This is a genomic window from Candidatus Mycolicibacterium alkanivorans (assembly GCF_022760805.1).
GTDB classification, from domain to species: domain Bacteria; phylum Actinomycetota; class Actinomycetes; order Mycobacteriales; family Mycobacteriaceae; genus Mycobacterium; species Mycobacterium alkanivorans.
In genome coordinates this window covers 3,612,915-3,628,550 of the sequence record NZ_JAIVFL010000001.1, presented here as the reverse complement: position 1 = coordinate 3,628,550, position 15,636 = coordinate 3,612,915, and the positions used below count along the sequence as shown (strand labels likewise).

Annotated in this window: 12 protein-coding genes and 1 pseudogene; 10 read left to right on the top strand and 3 right to left on the bottom strand. The window is 65.3% G+C overall.

The window, feature by feature from the left end; translation table 11 throughout:
• Position 1: 1 nt before the first annotated feature.
• The 6 genes from scoE to K9U37_RS17720 are packed head-to-tail and all read left to right on the top strand — an operon-like array spanning position 2 to position 7,867.
• The gene (scoE, locus tag K9U37_RS17745; RefSeq protein ID WP_243072814.1) at positions 2–871 is read left to right on the top strand and encodes a (3R)-3-[(carboxymethyl)amino]fatty acid oxygenase/decarboxylase; all 870 of its coding nucleotides are present in this window, start codon (positions 2–4) and stop codon (positions 869–871) included.
• Positions 868–1,422 (top strand): FcoT family thioesterase, encoded by a 555-nt coding sequence (locus K9U37_RS17740; RefSeq protein ID WP_243072813.1) that lies wholly within the window; start codon positions 868–870, stop codon positions 1,420–1,422. The genes scoE and K9U37_RS17740 overlap by 4 nt, the downstream gene beginning before the upstream one ends.
• Before the next feature lie 28 nt (positions 1,423–1,450).
• Positions 1,451–3,049, top strand: coding sequence for a fatty acid--CoA ligase FadD10 (gene fadD10 / locus K9U37_RS17735; RefSeq protein ID WP_243072812.1), 1,599 nt, complete (start codon positions 1,451–1,453; stop codon positions 3,047–3,049).
• On the top strand, positions 3,042–3,287 hold the full coding sequence (locus K9U37_RS17730; RefSeq protein WP_243072811.1) for an acyl carrier protein: 246 nt from the start codon (positions 3,042–3,044) through the stop codon (positions 3,285–3,287). Before fadD10 ends, K9U37_RS17730 begins: the two co-directional genes overlap by 8 nt.
• Complete coding sequence (locus tag K9U37_RS17725; RefSeq protein ID WP_243072810.1) at positions 3,274–7,521, top strand: AMP-binding protein; 4,248 nt, start codon at positions 3,274–3,276, stop codon at positions 7,519–7,521. Before K9U37_RS17730 ends, K9U37_RS17725 begins: the two co-directional genes overlap by 14 nt.
• 7 nt (positions 7,522–7,528) lie before the next feature.
• On the top strand, positions 7,529–7,867 hold the full coding sequence (locus tag K9U37_RS17720; protein ID WP_243072809.1) for a heavy-metal-associated domain-containing protein: 339 nt from the start codon (positions 7,529–7,531) through the stop codon (positions 7,865–7,867).
• Positions 7,868–7,942: 75 nt separating this feature from the next.
• On the opposite strand, the gene K9U37_RS17715 is transcribed toward K9U37_RS17720, so the two are convergent.
• Positions 7,943–9,121 (bottom strand): NAD(P)/FAD-dependent oxidoreductase, encoded by a 1,179-nt coding sequence (locus K9U37_RS17715; RefSeq protein ID WP_243072808.1) that lies wholly within the window; start codon positions 9,119–9,121, stop codon positions 7,943–7,945.
• A 202-nt stretch (positions 9,122–9,323) separates the two neighbouring features.
• Here K9U37_RS17715 and K9U37_RS17710 point away from each other — a divergent pair.
• Positions 9,324–9,815 (top strand): annotated as a pseudogene (locus K9U37_RS17710) (TetR/AcrR family transcriptional regulator); the annotation flags it as partial.
• A 176-nt stretch (positions 9,816–9,991) separates the two neighbouring features.
• Positions 9,992–10,966: a class 1b ribonucleoside-diphosphate reductase subunit beta gene (gene nrdF, locus K9U37_RS17705; protein WP_243072807.1), complete on the top strand. Its 975-nt coding sequence runs from the start codon at positions 9,992–9,994 to the stop codon at positions 10,964–10,966.
• A gap of 82 nt (positions 10,967–11,048) precedes the next feature.
• On the opposite strand, the gene K9U37_RS17700 is transcribed toward nrdF, so the two are convergent.
• The gene (locus K9U37_RS17700; RefSeq protein WP_243072806.1) at positions 11,049–11,324 is read right to left on the bottom strand and encodes a YciI family protein; all 276 of its coding nucleotides are present in this window, start codon (positions 11,322–11,324) and stop codon (positions 11,049–11,051) included.
• Positions 11,325–11,353: 29 nt separating this feature from the next.
• Positions 11,354–12,418, bottom strand: coding sequence for an ABC transporter substrate-binding protein (locus tag K9U37_RS17695; RefSeq protein ID WP_252394751.1), 1,065 nt, complete (start codon positions 12,416–12,418; stop codon positions 11,354–11,356).
• 217 nt (positions 12,419–12,635) lie between these two features.
• Between K9U37_RS17695 and ctaD the strand changes: the two genes are divergently transcribed.
• Positions 12,636–14,366, top strand: coding sequence for an aa3-type cytochrome oxidase subunit I (ctaD, locus tag K9U37_RS17690; RefSeq protein ID WP_243072805.1), 1,731 nt, complete (start codon positions 12,636–12,638; stop codon positions 14,364–14,366).
• Positions 14,367–14,389: 23 nt separating this feature from the next.
• Positions 14,390–15,622 carry a phosphoserine phosphatase SerB gene (gene serB / locus K9U37_RS17685; protein WP_243072804.1) on the top strand — a complete coding sequence of 411 codons (1,233 nt, stop codon included), beginning with the start codon at positions 14,390–14,392 and terminating at the stop codon, positions 15,620–15,622.
• Positions 15,623–15,636 lie beyond the last annotated feature (14 nt).

Below are 15,636 nucleotides of genomic sequence, written 5' to 3'. Positions count from 1 at the left end.
GATGACACTCAATGTCAAGGGCGAGGGACTTGGCGCCCAGATCACGGGTATCGATCCCGGCAACATGGACAGCATTGCGCGCGAGGAGATCCGCGAACTCGTCTACCAGAACAAGCTCGTCGTCCTCAAAGACGTTCACCCGTCGCCGGAGCAGTTCATCGAGCTGGGAAACGTCCTGGGCGACATCGTTCCGTACTACGAGCCCATGTATCACCATGAGCAGTACCGCGAGATCTTCGTCTCCTCGACCGAGGAAGGCCGGGGCGTACCGAAGACCGGCGCCTTCTGGCACATCGACTACATGTTCATGCCCGAGCCGTTCGCCTTCACCATGGTCCTGCCCCTCGCAGTTCCCGGAACGGACCGGGGGACCTACTTCATCGACCTCAACAAGGTGTGGGAGTCACTTCCCCCCGCGCAGCAGGACCCGGCCAGAGGAACATTCGCCACCCACGATCCTCGGCGTCACATCAAGATCCGGCCCACCGATGTCTACCGGCCCATCGGTGAAGTCTGGGCGGAGATCAGCCGGACCACCCCACCGATCAAGTGGCCCACCGTGATCAGGCACCCCCACACCGGAGAGGAGATTCTGTACATCTGCGCGTCGGGCACATCCAAAATGGAGGACAGGGACGGAAACATCCTCGACCCGGCCATCCTCGACGGACTGATGGCGGCGACAGGTCAACTCGATCCCGACTTGGCTTCGCCGTTCATCCACACCCAGCATTACGAAGTCGGCGACATTGTCCTGTGGGACAACCGAGTTCTGATGCACCGGGCCAACCACGGCACCGCGTCCGGCACGTTGACGACCTACCGCCTCACGATGTTGGACGGACTCGAGACGCCCGGATACGCCGTATGAGCACCATCGACCTGACGCCCGCCGAACAGGCCGGTACCGACCACGCCGCCACCGCCCCGATTCCGGAGGACCTGCTCGTCAAGGTGCTCGAGCCATACGCCTACAAGGGGTGTCGCTATCTCATCGACGCAGGGTACAAGGCCACCGAGAACTCGGTTCTGGCCTACGGACACTTCAGCATCCCCGAATCGGCGTATATCCGAAGCACCGGGCACTTCAACGCCGTCGAGCTACTGCTGTGCTTCAACCAACTGGCCTACAGCGCGTTCGCCCCCGCCGTCCTCAACGAGGAGATACCGGTACTGGTGGGCTGGTCGATCGACGACTACTTCAGCTACCAGTTGCCCAGCATGCTGATCAAGACGGCGTCCTCCAGGTTCAGGAGGCCGATCAACGCCCACGACTTCTCCGCACGACTGCTCTGCAAGGACTTCGAGGTCATCGAGCGAAGCCAGCGTTACCTCAAGGTTCCCTGCGCAATCGAGTTCTGGGACGACGACGGTGGCGCCGCAGGCGGAGAGGTCGAACTCGCCGTACTCAATATCCCTTAGCCCGTCGGAAAGAAACTGACCACCCGCCATGTCGAACCCACCGCCCACCGTGCTGCAACGGATCTTCGAACAGGCAAGACAGAGGCCGGACGCCGTAGCCTTGCGTCGCTGCGACGGGACGAGCGCATTGCGATACGGGCAACTCGTACTCGAGGTCGGGCGGCTGGCCGCCGAACTCCGGGAACTCTCGGTGTCGACTGGATCGCCGGTGCTCGTAGTGTCGGACAACGGCCCCGAAACCTATTTGTCGGTGCTTGCCTGCGCGAAACTCGGCGCGATCGCAGTCATGGTGGACGGCAACCTGCCACCTGCGATCGTCGAGCGTTTCGCACAGATCACCGATCCCGCGGCGACTCTCATCGCTCCGGGGAGCAGGATCGGGCCCTCTGACCTTCCCGAGGCCCCGTGGTCGAAACCAACCATGGTTGTGCGGATAGACTCCAGCACAACGGATTACACTCAACCTCTGAGCGCGGACCTGCTGGCCGTCGATGTAGAACAGGGTGCCGACGACCCGCTGGCCGTGATCTTCACGAGCGGCACGACGGGCGAGCCCAAGGCCGTGCTACTACCAAATCGCACCTTCTTCGCGATCGCGGACATTCTCCAGAAGGAGGATCTGGGGTGGGTCGATTGGGTCGTCGGCGAAACGACGTACTCGCCCCTGCCGGCGACTCACGTCGGCGGACTCTGGTGGATTCTCATCTGCCTGATCCAGGGAAGCTCGTGCATCACCGGCGGCGAGGACACACCGTCTCTGCTCGAGATCCTCGTCCGGAACGATGTCGCCACGACATGCCTTGTGCCCACCCTTCTTTCAAGGCTGGTCTCCGAATTGAAGTCCTCGGGTGCCGACGTCCCGCCAGGCCTGCGACTGCTCGGCTACGGTGGGTCGCGGGCAATCGCGGCGGATGTGGACTTTGTCGAAGCTGCGGGCGTGCGAACCGCTCAGGTCTACGGTTTGAGCGAGACGGGCTGCACCGCCTTGTGCCTGCCGACCGAAGCAGGCTCGATCTCCAGAATCGAGGCCGGGGCCGTCGGTCGGCCCTATCCCGGCGTCCAGGTCCATCTGGATGACGACGGCAGTGGGCCGCCCACCGGGTCGAGCCGGCGAGCTTCGGCCTCGTCGGGGACGATGTGGATCAAATCGCCGGCAAACATGCTGTGCTACTGGGGAAATCCGCAGCGCACGGGAGAGGTCCTCGTCGACGGGTGGGTGAATACCGGCGACTTGCTGGAGTTGCATGAGGACGGCTTCTTCTATATCAAGGGCAGGTCCTCAGAGATGATCATCTCGGGTGGGGTGAACGTTGTCCCCGACGAGGTCGACCGCATTGCCGAGGACGTCGGGGGAGTGCGCGAGGCCGCGTGTTATGAGATCCCCAATGCGGAGTTCGGGGCGCTGGTCGGCCTGGCCGTGGTCCCCTCGACGACGATGGACGAGTCGCAGACGCGCAAACTCAAACGCGCCGTCGCTGCTCGCTATCGGCGCGAGTCGGAGGCCGATGCGCGCCCGTCGACGATCGTGATCGTCGATAGTATTCCGAGGACTCAATCCGGCAAGGTCATGCGGGCTTCACTGGCCGCTGCGGTGGCTGGCGGAGTCGGAGCGATTGTTCGTGGCTGAGTCGCAGCGAGACCGGATCCTCGCCGCGCTCTCGGAGGTGCTGTACATCGACGAATCGGACTTGTTCGACGGCGATGCCACCGATCTTCGGGACCTCGGGCTGGACTCGGTTCGCTTCGTCCTGCTGCTGAAACACCTTGGCGTGGATCGAGAATCCGATGTTCCGGGGCGGCTGGCCAACGACCTCTCGATCGCGGGCTGGGTCAGGGAGCTGGAGGGCGTTCGTGATCCCGCTTGACCTCGTCGACGGGCAACGCATTCGGCTGAGCAAGTCCCAACAGAACATCTTCAACGGGGTGCTGCAGGACGGAGATCCCGCCCTGTATCTGATCGGCCGCAGGTATCGGTTCCAGAATATGGAACTCGCGGTGCTGCTGGCAGCGCTGGAGGCGACGATTGACCGGAATCCGATCCAGCTATGCGTGCTCGAGCCTCCGTCGGAAGGTTACCGCTATCCGGATCTGGTCCCACGACTGCGGGCTCGAGGCATCGTGGATGTGCAACCGGATGGCGAGTACCCGATCGGCGGTGGAGGCGAGGAACTCCAACGCGCATGGCAGTCGGGAATCCTCGCCGCCCCGCTGGTGCGGTACACCGTGCGGGTCGACGGGCAAGGGCACGCGGCAGGTTTGGACGCCTACACCCATCACCTCCTGCTCGACGGGGGCGGTACGGGGATTGTGGAGGCCGATCTCGGGCGCCACATCGCTTCTGGCGGGGCAGATGACGTGTCAACGGTCGGTGAGGGCTTGACGAAACTGGCTGAGGCACATCGCTGGGAGGCCTGGCGGGTAGCCGAGTCCGAGCAGCGTCTCGCCGCTGCGGCCAAGCGCGAGATCACCGAGGATGCCGGTCACGGGGGCTACGGACAAACCGCGAGCGATGCGCCCGGCACCGCTGCGAAGGGCGTCCTGCGTGAGCTGGTGAGCATCTGCGGCGCGGCGTACGATGCGATCCTTACCGTAGCCGAGACCACGCAGGTCCCACTCAACGTGCTGATGGCTGCAGCGGCGGTCGCGGTGGATGCGAGCCTGCGACAGAGCACCGAGAGTCTGCTTGTCCATGCGGTCGACAACCGGTTCGGCGACCCGGAGCTCAATGTTGCTACCTGCCTGGTGAATTCGGTTGCCCAGCCGGTGCGCTTTCCCGCGTTCGCCTCGGTGGAAGACGTCGTACGCGAGTTGGACCGGGGCTATGTCAAAGCGGTGCGACGCCGGTGGCTTCGCGAAGAGCGCTACCGGCGCCTGTACCTCGCGATCAACCGGACATCACACGTGGAAGCGTTGACGCTCAACTTCCTCCGCCAGCCGTGCGCACCGGAACTTCGCCCGTTCCTGTCCGAGGTGCCGGTGACGACCGACATCGGCCCGGTCGAGAGCCGCACCGTCGCCGGCGTCCTGGATGAGGAACGACGCACTCTCCACCTGGCCATCTGGGACAGAGCGGATCACCCCGTCGACCCGCCGGTCGCGCCGCGGATCGCCGCGGTCCTGGAATCGATGGCGGCGATGTGGCATCAGCCGATCGCGAAGACCGTCGGCGAGTGGAAGACGATCGGCCCGGACGGGTCCCTCGCTCGAAGCGACACGGTCGACGCGTCGGATGTCGCCCCGGCGCCCGCCTGGTTCGCGGATCCCGCAGCCGACGTCCGGCGTGCCATCGAACAGCGCCGTCACGTCGACCCCTGGGTTGCCTGGTTGTTGCACAACGGCTTTGCGCCCGGTGATGTCGTGGTGCTCGCCGATGACGGAACTGACAAGACGATCGACTTCCTGATCGCTTGTCATCTGGCGGGCTGCGGTTACAGTGTCTGCGACAGTGCGGACGAGATTCCGTTGCGGGTCGCCTCGATCGCCAGTCACGAGGCAGGCTCGGTGCACGCCGTAGACGTGGCCGCCGCCGAGTTTTCCGACTGCCTCGACGCGGATCTCTGGACCCTTGTCGAGGACCGGATTCAGCAGGCTGCACACGATCCCATGCTCACCGCCAGAACGGCGTACATCATGGCGACCTCGGGATCCACCGGGGAGCCGAAGCTGGTTCGCGTCACGCACGGATCGCTGGCGTTGTTCTGCGCCGCGATCAGGCGCGCCTACGGATGGGAACCGGCCGACACCGTCTTGCAGTGTGCTCCGCTGACGTCGGATATCAGCGTCGAGGAGATCTTCGGTGCGGCATTCTGCGGATCGCGGCTTGTTCGATCGTCGGCGATGACGGCAGGTGATTTGCCCGCGCTGGCAACCGATCTCGCCACTCGTGGCGCCACGATCATGGATCTTCCGACCGCCATGTGGCACCTGTTGTGCGAAGACCGTGACGCGACGGCGGCCATCAAGCGCTCCGGTCTTCGGCAGGTGGTCATCGGTGGTGAACTCATTCGACCCAGAGCCGTCGAGACGTGGATCGAGTCCGTCGCCACGCATGGGATTTCGCTGGTTTCGACCTATGGTCCGACCGAGTCCACCGTCGTTGTCACCCACCTGCCCGTGGTCTACGGCGGGTCGGTCCTCGAGAGCGGCGCTCGGCGCAGGGTGGGCCGACCGATTGTGCCCGGCACGGTGATCGTTGCCTTCGGCGAAGTCGTCATTGTGGGGGACCTCGTGTCCACCGGGTACCTCGGGTTCGGCAGCAACAGCTTTGGTGTGGTGATCGCCTCCGACGGATCGCGGCACCGCGCGTTCGCCACCGCCGACCGGGTGAGCCTCGACGACGGATTCCCGGTCTTCTCCGGACGGCGAGACGCGATCGTCAAGATCTCCGGTAAGCGGGTGGACACCGCCGAGGTCGCCAGGCGTGTCGCCGAGGACCCCGCGGTGACCGATGTAGCAGTGGAACTGCACGACGGGGGTCTGGGGGTGTGGTTCGAGACATCGCAGACCCGAGGAGGTGGTGACGATCCCGAGGCGGAGATACGCATCAGAAGCATCCTCGTCGGCATGCATGTTCCGTCGTTCTTCGTCATGGGCTTGCCCGGTATCCCGCGCAAAGCCAACGGCAAGGCCGACAGTGAACAATTGCGTGCTATACGCCGGTTCACCGGTACCGTTCGAGCAGATGCGCAGACGGAGCGGAGAGCGGCAGGCCTTGCCGAGATCTGGAGTCGTCACCTCGGGCGGCCCATCCGGCCGGACTCATCATTGCTCGACGAGGGAATCGGGTCGCTGGACCTGATCAGGATCCTGCCCGAAACCCGCACATATCTCAGGCGTCACCTCACCATCCTGGACCTGATCAGCGCTGACTCCGCGGCCCACCTGGTCGACGACGCTTCGGTCACCGACTCTTGGATGGATGTTGACACCGTCGCCCAGATCGAACGTGACTTCGCCGCCGTACAGACGCCGCATACCCGCGCTATTCCAGGCTTGGAAACCGTTGGGGGAGAGACAGTTCTAGTCTTGGGTGCCTCCGGAATACTCGGAACGGGGTTCGCCGAAGCAGTTCTTGACCTTAGACGGTCGGGGGCCGACTGCCCGGAGGTGATCTTTGCCGCGCGGACGAAACTCCTCGAGGGCGAGCCGTGGGCGGCCCTGGCCGGTCTCGCGGGGGTGCGGACGGAACACATCTCTTCTGACTTCGGCGCAGCTGAACTGCACACACTGATCGGAGACGTCGGCGCCCGAACGGTCGTCAATTGCATCGGCAACACCAACGTCTTGGTTCCTTATCGCGAACTTCGCTCGGCGAACGTTGAACTCGTCTCCACAATGGCGGAGGTGTGCGCCAGGCACGGTGCGCGGTTGGTGCACTCGTCGACCTACGTCGTCAACGGGGAAGCCGGCGAGCCGCGAGTCGTCGATCCCCGCGATGCCCCCTATCCCTACGCGGCATCCAAGTCGTTGGCGGAACTGATCATGGCCGGCTCGTCGGGCGACCTCGACTTCACGGTCGTACGCCTGCCCCGAGTGCTCGGCGAACTGAGCCAACTCCTCGATTCGGCCGACATTCTGGTCTCGGTCGTCGATGCGTGTGTGGCGTTGCAGGCCTATCCGGCTGTGCGACTGACCGAACAGGTGACCACGGGTCGAGCCGCAGCTTCTGGCCTGCTGGGCCTGCTGCCGGGGGGTTCCGGTACCGCCGAGTTGGGACGCGGCATCACCGTGGTACGCGGCGAGGCGGTGGAGTATGCCGAGTTCCTCGGTGCCTTCGCCTGCGACGAAGTCGATGTGGCGGAGTGGAAGCGTCGGCTCGACCGAAGTGCATGGGCGGCGCGAAATCCACGGCGGTGGTCGGTGATCGATGCGTGGATCTCGTTGGGGATGCGGCTCGGCTCGCGCTCCTACGCGGAGTACCTTGCCGAGTATCCGACGATCGGACTCGAGGTCGAGTCCGTCGCTGAGTTGGCCACGAGACCAGGCTCGCTCCGAGCGCTGCTGGACCCCGGTGCTGACAGATCGGCCACTCCCCGACGGGAACTCCACGCGCGTCACCGACGACCTAAATGTCCAGACGGCCGGACCGGCCTTGAGTGAGCAAGGAATGACACTGATGGAATCGGCTTTGCCGGCGGAGGGCGCACCGGGTATTCGCCGGATCGAACTCGACGTGACAGGCATGTCCTGTCGCGCCTGTTCGGGACGCGTCCAGCGGACGCTGAACAAGATCGACGGGGTGCATGCCTCGGTCAACCTCGGCACCAGGGTTGCGACCATCGATGCCAGCCGGGATGTGAGCGTTGCCGAACTGTGCGCCGCCGTCGAGAAGGCTGGTTGCAGTGCCGCGCAACGCCCGGAAGGCAGCACTGCAAGCCTGACGGTGGACTCAGGTGGGCAGCGAAACGTCCTGAGCCGTTTGGTCTCTGCCGTATTCGGGCATTGACCCGCCTGGACTAGACCGGTGGCGCCGGGTCGTACTGGATGAAGCGGCGGACCTCGCGGGCACGGTCGGCGCCGGCTAGGTGTGCGAGGGGCTTTGGGCCTTCTTGTAAAACGACTTCAGCAGGAAGTCGCGGAAGATGTGGTTGTCGACTAGCTTGACGCCCGCCCCGGCGACCCGGGGGTAGCCGGCCAGCTTGTGGAAGAAGCGCCCGCGCTTGTACTCCCGGCCCCAGGCGGCTTCCATCCGCTGCTGGTAGTTGGTGAAATCGTCGGGCCCACCGTTTTCCAGCGCGGCCATGGCGCATTCACCGGCGGCAAGCCCGGACTCGAGCGCCTTGGAGATGCCCGCACCCGACGCCGGCTTGCCGGCACCGAGCGAGTCGCCGGCGAACAAGACACCGGGACGCCACGGCGGCCAGGCGGTGAAGCCCATCGGCAGCCGCCAGGCCCGAACGGTCTTGTTCTTCTTCAGTTCTTCGACCGACGGCAGTTCCCACTCGCGCGGCAGGCTGTTCAGGAAGTCGCCGAAGAAGTGGGTGGCGTTGATGGACTGCCAGTTTTTGTAGCTGTTGACGTAGCCCAGGCCGATGTTGAACCGGCCGCCGCCCATCGGGAAGATCCAGCCGTAGCCGGGCAGCTGATCGCCCTGGAACAACAGCTTGAGGTATATCTCGAAGCGATCGGAGTCGGGGCGGTTGGCGTGCATCTCCGATCGGATCGCGATCGCGGAGTAGCCGTTGTAGTCGGAGTCGATCTTCAGTGCGCGCTTGATGGGGGAGTACGCGCCGTCGGCCGCGATCACCGCGTCGCCGTACAGCTTCTCGCCGCTCTTGAGAACGACGCCGGTCACCCGGCCGCGTTCGTCCAACTCGGGGCCGGCGACCTCGCAGCCCTGGCGGATCACCGCGCCGGCCGACTCGGCGTGCTTGAGCAGCATCGTGTCGAGCTCGCTGCGGCTTGCCGTGTGGCCGTGGTCGGGCATGCCGGGGCGCTTGGGGAACGACAGCTCCCACTCCGAGGGGCTGTAGACCGTCACGCCGGTGATGCGGTGGAACTGGGACACCTCGCGGGCCAGGCCCATCTTCTGCAGGTAGCTCACCGCGCGGGCGGTCAGGCCGTCGCCGCAGGGCTTGTCCCGCGGGAACTCGGCCTTGTCGAGGACCACCACTTTTGCGCCCGTCTGAGCGGCCTGCCACGCGGCCGTGGATCCCGATGGCCCCCCGCCGGCAATCACCAGGTCGAATCGCTCGGTCACTGAGTCTCGTCTCGCTTCGAATAGTCGGTTCATTTCGATGCTAGCCGAGACCGGTTGACCGCTTTGCTCCGGCATTCGTGCTTTCTGGTGACGTCGCGGACAGTCGAGCGAGGTCCCCGCCGCCGACGGGTACAGTGCTTGCCGTGCGCAGAGTGCCTCGACCCCGATCCGGAGCGGGCTCCGGCAAGGTCGACGCGCGCAGCCGCGCGACATGTTGTGGGCGGCCATCTTCCCCGACATCGACTTCGCTGTCGACCCGGTCCGTGAAGTGGTGCGCCGCAGCGTCGCCGAGTACGTGAATCTGGTGGACCAGCATCCCAACGTGCTGCGGTTCATGCTACGGGGCAGGTTCCCCGGGCAGTCGGAGTCGACCGTGCGGGCGCTGAATGAGGGCCGTGAGATCACCATGGCCATGGCCGAGATGTTCAACCACGAACTGCGCGAGATGGAGCTGGATCCGGCCGCGCTGCAGCTGGCGGCATCGGCGACCTTCGGCTCGGCCTCGGCGGCCACCGACTGGTGGCTGGGCCCGGCGTCGGAAAGCCCGCGCCGGATGCCCTCGGAGGATTTCGTCAAGCATCTGACGACGATCATGCTCGGCACCATCAACGGCACCGCCGAGTTGCTGGGGATCGACCTCGACCAGGACCGGCCGATCCGCGAGGCGGTGCCGCGGCGCGCCGCGGCCAGCTGAGGCCCAGGTTTCGGGGCCACCCGACACGCCGACGCGGTTCGCGACCCGCGGGGGACCTGTGTTTTCGAGCTCGGAAAAACACAACTTGTTGTGTTGCAGCGTGTTGTCAGACCCCAGGGGTAGTGTTTCGGTGGTCAGCCGGAAACGGGCATACATCGTGGTGAAGTGGGGTTTCGGTGAGCGATGGGACGAAGCTGATTGACCGGGCGACGGCGATCAACTGGAACCGTGTCATTGACGAGAAGGACGCGGAGGTCTGGGATCGGCTGACCGGCAACTTCTGGTTGCCCGAGAAGGTCCCGGTGTCCAACGACATCCCGTCGTGGAACACGCTGACCGAGGCCGAGAAGCAGCTGACGATGCGGGTGTTCACCGGTCTGACGCTGCTCGACACCATCCAGAGCACGGTCGGTTCGGTGAGCATGATCCCCGACGCGCTCACGCCGCACGAAGAAGCGGTGCTGACCAACATCACCTTCATGGAGTCTGTGCACGCCAAAAGCTACAGCTCCATCTTCTCCACGCTGTGCTCGACCGCCGACATCGACGAGGCCTTCCGCTGGTCCGAGGAGAACGTCAACCTGCAGCGCAAGGCGCATATCGTCCTGGACTACTACCGCGGTGACGATCCGCTCAAGCGCAAGATCGCCTCGGTGATGCTGGAGGCCTTCCTGTTCTACTCCGGCTTCTACCTGCCGATGTACTGGTCGAGCCGGGCCAAGCTCACCAACACCGCCGACCTGATCCGGCTGATCATCCGCGACGAGGCCGTACACGCCTACTACATCGGCTACAAGTTCCAGAAGGGCTACGCGCTGGAAAGCGACGAGCGCAAGCAGGAACTCAAGGACTACGCCTACGAGCTGCTGTACGCCTTGTACGAGAACGAGATCGAGTACACCCAGGATCTCTACGATCAGGTGGGGCTCACCGAGGACGTCAAGAAGTATCTGCGGTACAACGCCAACAAGGCGCTGATGAACCTGGGCTTCGAGGCGTTGTTCCCGCGCGACGAGACCGACGTGAACCCGGCGATCCTCTCGGCGCTGTCCCCGAACGCCGACGAGAACCACGACTTCTTCTCCGGGTCGGGGTCCAGCTACGTCATCGGCAAGGCCGTCAACACCACTGACGAGGACTGGGACTTCTGACCGTCGACTCCGGTGCGCCCATAGCGGCGTGAATCAACCCACGGGGGGTGGGCGCGCACTGCCCCACTCGGCTCGCTCGAATTCACAGCCCGGGAGCGCGGATCCCGCCGTTGAAGGACAGGCGCTGGTAGCTCACGACGCCGGCCAGCGTGTAGGGATCGCGGTCGATGATGTCCTGGGCTTCTTCGGCGCTGATGTCGCCGGTGATCAGCACGCCGCCCGCGCCGGACTCCCGGCGGCCGGCGAGCAGGATGCGACCGGCAGCGACCTCATCGTTGAGCCACGCCAGATGCGCAGGCCGGGTCTGGTCGATGACGTCGAGCGGCTTCTCATAAACGATCGTCAGCACATGGAACACACAGGTGACGCTAGTGCAGGTATGCACTGTCAGTTGATCGGGGCGTTCAGCCACCGCAGGTCGTCGAGAATTCCGCGCGCGGCGATCACGCCCTGCCCGGATTGCCACACCTCGTTGTTGACGATGAACACCCGGTTGTCCCGGTTGGCCGACAACTTGCGCCAGGCCGCGCTTTCGAGCACTTTCGGGGCACGGTCCTTGGCGGCCTGCGAGGCGAACGACAGATAGAGGATGTCGCCGTCGGCGGCCGAGAAGTCGGCTGCGCGGTCCAGATCGGCGTCGGAGATACCGATCTCCACATAGGGCTTGTCGGTAAACCGTTGCGCCGCAGGGCGATCCACCCCGACTGCAGCAAGCACACTGGCCGGGAAGTTCTCCGCCCCCCAGACCCGCATCGCGGTATCGGTGAACTGCACGACGGAGGCCTGGAAGTGCGGCGCATCGGTGGCAATGCCCGTCTGGCGCGCCTTGTCGGCGAATCCTGCGATCAGATCGCCGGTGGCCTCCGCACGGCCGGTCGCCGCGCCGATGGCTCGCAGGTTGTCCTGCCAGTTAGCGCCGGGAGCGTCGGTGAACACCGTCGGCGCGATGGCCGACAACTGCGGGTAATCCTGCGGTGTCAGCGCCGCCGAGCCCAGGATCAGGTCCGGCTTGGCCGCGGCGATGGCGGCGATGTCCGGCGCGCTTCGGGTACCGGCGCCGGGCACATCGTGGATGACCGTGCCGAGGTAGGACGGCTGGCCGGGCGAGCCATCCGGCAGGGCGGCAGCCACGATCCGGGACTGCAGGCCCAGCGCGCACAGCGCGTCGAGCTCGTCGCCGGCGAGCACGACGACGCGTTGCGGGTCGGCCACCACCGCGGTTTGTCCGGCGCCGTGGCGCACCAGGGGCGGGGGAGCCGGATCCAGCCGGGCCGGCCCGGGGGCACACGACTCGTCGGGGCGGCGCTGATTGCCCAGCACACCGGCCCCGGCGATCTTGGTGGTGCTGGTCACGACGCTGCGGCTGGCCGCGGGTCTCGCCGGTTCCGGTGGTCCCGAGCAGCCGCTGGCGAAGGTCACGCCGGCCGCGGTGAAGACCGCGGCCGCGGACATCACCACACCCGGACGGATACCGCGCACCAGCACGCCGCCGACCGTAACACTTGCCGCGAGCCGGCCCGCTGAGCTGCGGTCGAGCACGTTGTGACGGTATTACGACGCAATGTAGGACCCACCCGCCATCCTGGCCGCGGTGGGGATAGGATCGTCTACACGTTCTCGGGGTGCTATCCGGGGTGCTATTTGTTTGGGAGGACCGTTGACTGCCGTTGTGCCTTCGCAGGGGGAACTCGAGGCCACCCGCGCTTTTCCGGCGCGCGTGGGCCCAAAGGGTAATTTGATCTACAAGGTGATCACGACGACCGATCACAAGCTGATCGGCATTATGTACGTGGTTGCCTGCTTCATCTTCTTCGCGGTCGCGGGTCTTATGGCGCTGTTCATCCGTGCCGAACTGGCGGTTCCGGGGCTGCAGTTCCTGTCCAACGAGCAGTACAACCAGCTGTTCACCATGCATGGCACCGCGATGCTGTTGTTCTATGGGACGCCGATCGTGTTCGGGTTCGCCAACCTGGTGCTGCCGCTGCAGATCGGCGCACCCGACGTGGCGTTCCCACGGCTGAACGCCCTGTCGTTTTGGCTGTTCGTCTTCGGCGCGCTGATCGCCCTGGGCGGCTTCATCACCCCCGGCGGCGCGGCCGACTTCGGCTGGACGGTCTACGTGCCGCTGTCCGACGCGGTGCACAGCCCCGGCGCCGGCGCCGACCTGTGGATCCTGGGTGTCGCCGTCGGCGGTCTGGGCACCATCTTGGGCGCGGTCAACATGATCACCACGATCGTGTGCATGCGCTGCCCGGGCATGACCATGTTCCGGATGCCGATCTTCACCTGGAACATCTTCGTCACCTCGATCCTGGTGTTGCTGATCTTCCCGCTGCTCACCGCGGCGGCGTTCGGCCTGGCCGCCGACCGTCGACTCGGGGCGCACATCTACGACCCGGCCAACGGCGGCATCACGTTGTTCCAGCACCTGTTCTGGTATTTCGGCCATCCCGAGGTCTACGTGCTGGCGCTGCCGTTCTTCGGCATCGTCTCGGAGATCTTCCCGGTGTTCAGCCGCAAACCGATCTTCGGCTACACCACGCTGATCTACGCGACGATCAGCATCGCCGCGCTGTCGGTGGCGGTCTGGGCGCACCACATGTACGTCACGGGAGCCGTTCTGCTGCCGTTCTTCTCGTTCATGACCTTCCTCATCGCCGTGCCGACGGGCATCAAGTTCTTCAACTGGCTGGGCACGATGTGGCGGGGGCAGTTGACGTTCGAGACCCCGATGCTGTTCTCTGTCGGGTTTTTGGTGACGTTCCTCGCCGGTGGTTTGTCGGGTGTGCTGCTGGCCAGCCCGCCGCTGGACTTCCACGTCAGCGATACCTATTTCGTGGTGGCGCACTTCCACTACGTGCTGTTCGGTGTGATCGTGTTCGCCACCTACGCCGGTGTCTACTTCTGGTTTCCGAAGATGACCGGACGGCTGCTCGACGAGCGGCTGGGCAAGCTGCACTTCTGGCTGACCATGATCGGCTTCAACGTCACGTTCCTGGTGCAGCACTGGCTGGGTAACGCGGGTATGCCGCGCCGCTACGCCGACTACCTGCCCGGTGACGGGTTCACCACGCTGAACATGATTTCCACGGTCGGCGCGTTCATCCTGGGCGTCTCCACCATTCCGTTCGCGTGGAATGTCTTCAAGAGCTGGCGTTACGGCGAGGTCGTCACCGTCGACGACCCGTGGGGCCACGGCAACTCGCTGGAGTGGGCCACCTCATGCCCGCCACCGCGGCACAACTTCACCGAACTGCCCCAGATCCGCTCGGAGCGTCCCGCGTTCGAGTTGCATTACCCGCACATGGTGGACCGGATGCGGGCCGAGGCCCACGTCGGTCGTTCACACGGGCCCGCCGACGGTGATGTGACTCGACTGGACGAGAACGTCCGCAGCTAGACCGGAAAGTAGCGCGCCCAGGTATGACCAATCACAAGGTGTCGGTGCTGATCACTGTCACCGGTGTCGATCAGCCTGGGGTGACCTCGGCACTGTTCGAGGTGCTCTCGCGCCACCAAGTCGAACTGCTCAACGTCGAGCAGGTGGTGATCCGCGGACGGCTCACGCTGGGCGTCCTGATCTCGGGGCGTCCGGATGTGGCCGACGGCACCCAGTTGCGCGACGATGTGACCAAGGCGATCCATGGCGTCGGGCTGGATGTCACGATCGAGCCCAGCGACGACATCCCGATCATCAGAGAGCCGTCGACCCACACCATGGTGGTCCTCGGTCGTCCGATCACCGCGGCGGCGTTCGGTGTGGTGGCCCGGGAGGCCGCCGCGGTGGGCGTCAACATCGACTTCATCCGCGGTGTCTCGGATTACCCGGTGACGGGCCTGGAACTTCGGGTGTCAGTTCCCCCTGGTGTGGGGGCTGAGCTACGCACCGTGCTGGCCCGGGTGGCCGCCGAGCAGGGTGTCGACATCGCCGTGGAGAACTACAGCCTGGAGCGGCGGGCCAAGCGGCTCATCGTGTTCGACGTCGATTCCACGCTGATCCAGGGTGAGGTCATCGAGATGCTCGCCGCCCGGGTGGGTGCCCAGGAGGCGGTGGCCGAGATCACCGAAGCGGCCATGCGCGGTGAGCTGGATTTCGCCGAGTCGCTGCATCGCCGGGTCGCCACCCTGGCCGGGCTGCCTGCCGAGGTGCTCGACGAGGTCGCTGAGGAACTGGAGCTGACACCCGGCGCACGGACCACCATCCGCACGTTGCGCCGCTTGGGTTTTCACTGTGGTGTGGTCTCCGGTGGTTTCCGTCAGGTGATCGACCCGTTGGCCCACGAGCTGATGCTGGACTTTGTGGCGGCCAACGAGCTGGAGATCGTCGACGGCAAGCTCACCGGCCGGGTGCTCGGCGAGGTCGTCGACCGCGCCGGAAAAGCCAAGGCGCTGAGGGACTTCGCGCTCCAGGCCGGCGTTCCGATGGAGCAGACCGTGGCCGTTGGTGACGGCGCCAACGACATCGACATGCTGGCCGCCGCCGGCCTCGGTGTCGCCTTCAACGCCAAGCCGGCGCTGCGCGAAGTCGCCGACGCCTCGCTGAGCCACCCCTACCTCGACACCGTGTTGTTCATCCTCGGGGTGACCCGCGCCGAGATCGAAGCGGCCGACGCCGTCGACGGCGTGCTGCGGCGGGTGGAGATCCCGCCGGAGTAGCGGGGGTGCCATCG

Excerpts from the sequence above, each read along its gene's own strand:
- scoE (WP_243072814.1), top strand. The coding sequence starts at position 2 with ATGACACTCAATGTCAAGGGCGAGGGACTTGGCGCCCAGATCACGGGT.
- K9U37_RS17740 (WP_243072813.1), top strand. The coding sequence starts at position 868 with ATGAGCACCATCGACCTGACGCCCGCCGAACAGGCCGGTACCGACCAC.
- fadD10 (WP_243072812.1), top strand. The coding sequence starts at position 1,451 with ATGTCGAACCCACCGCCCACCGTGCTGCAACGGATCTTCGAACAGGCA.
- K9U37_RS17720 (WP_243072809.1), top strand. The coding sequence starts at position 7,529 with ATGACACTGATGGAATCGGCTTTGCCGGCGGAGGGCGCACCGGGTATT.
- K9U37_RS17695 (WP_252394751.1), bottom strand. The coding sequence starts at position 12,418 with ATGTCCGCGGCCGCGGTCTTCACCGCGGCCGGCGTGACCTTCGCCAGC.
- serB (WP_243072804.1), top strand. The coding sequence starts at position 14,390 with ATGACCAATCACAAGGTGTCGGTGCTGATCACTGTCACCGGTGTCGAT.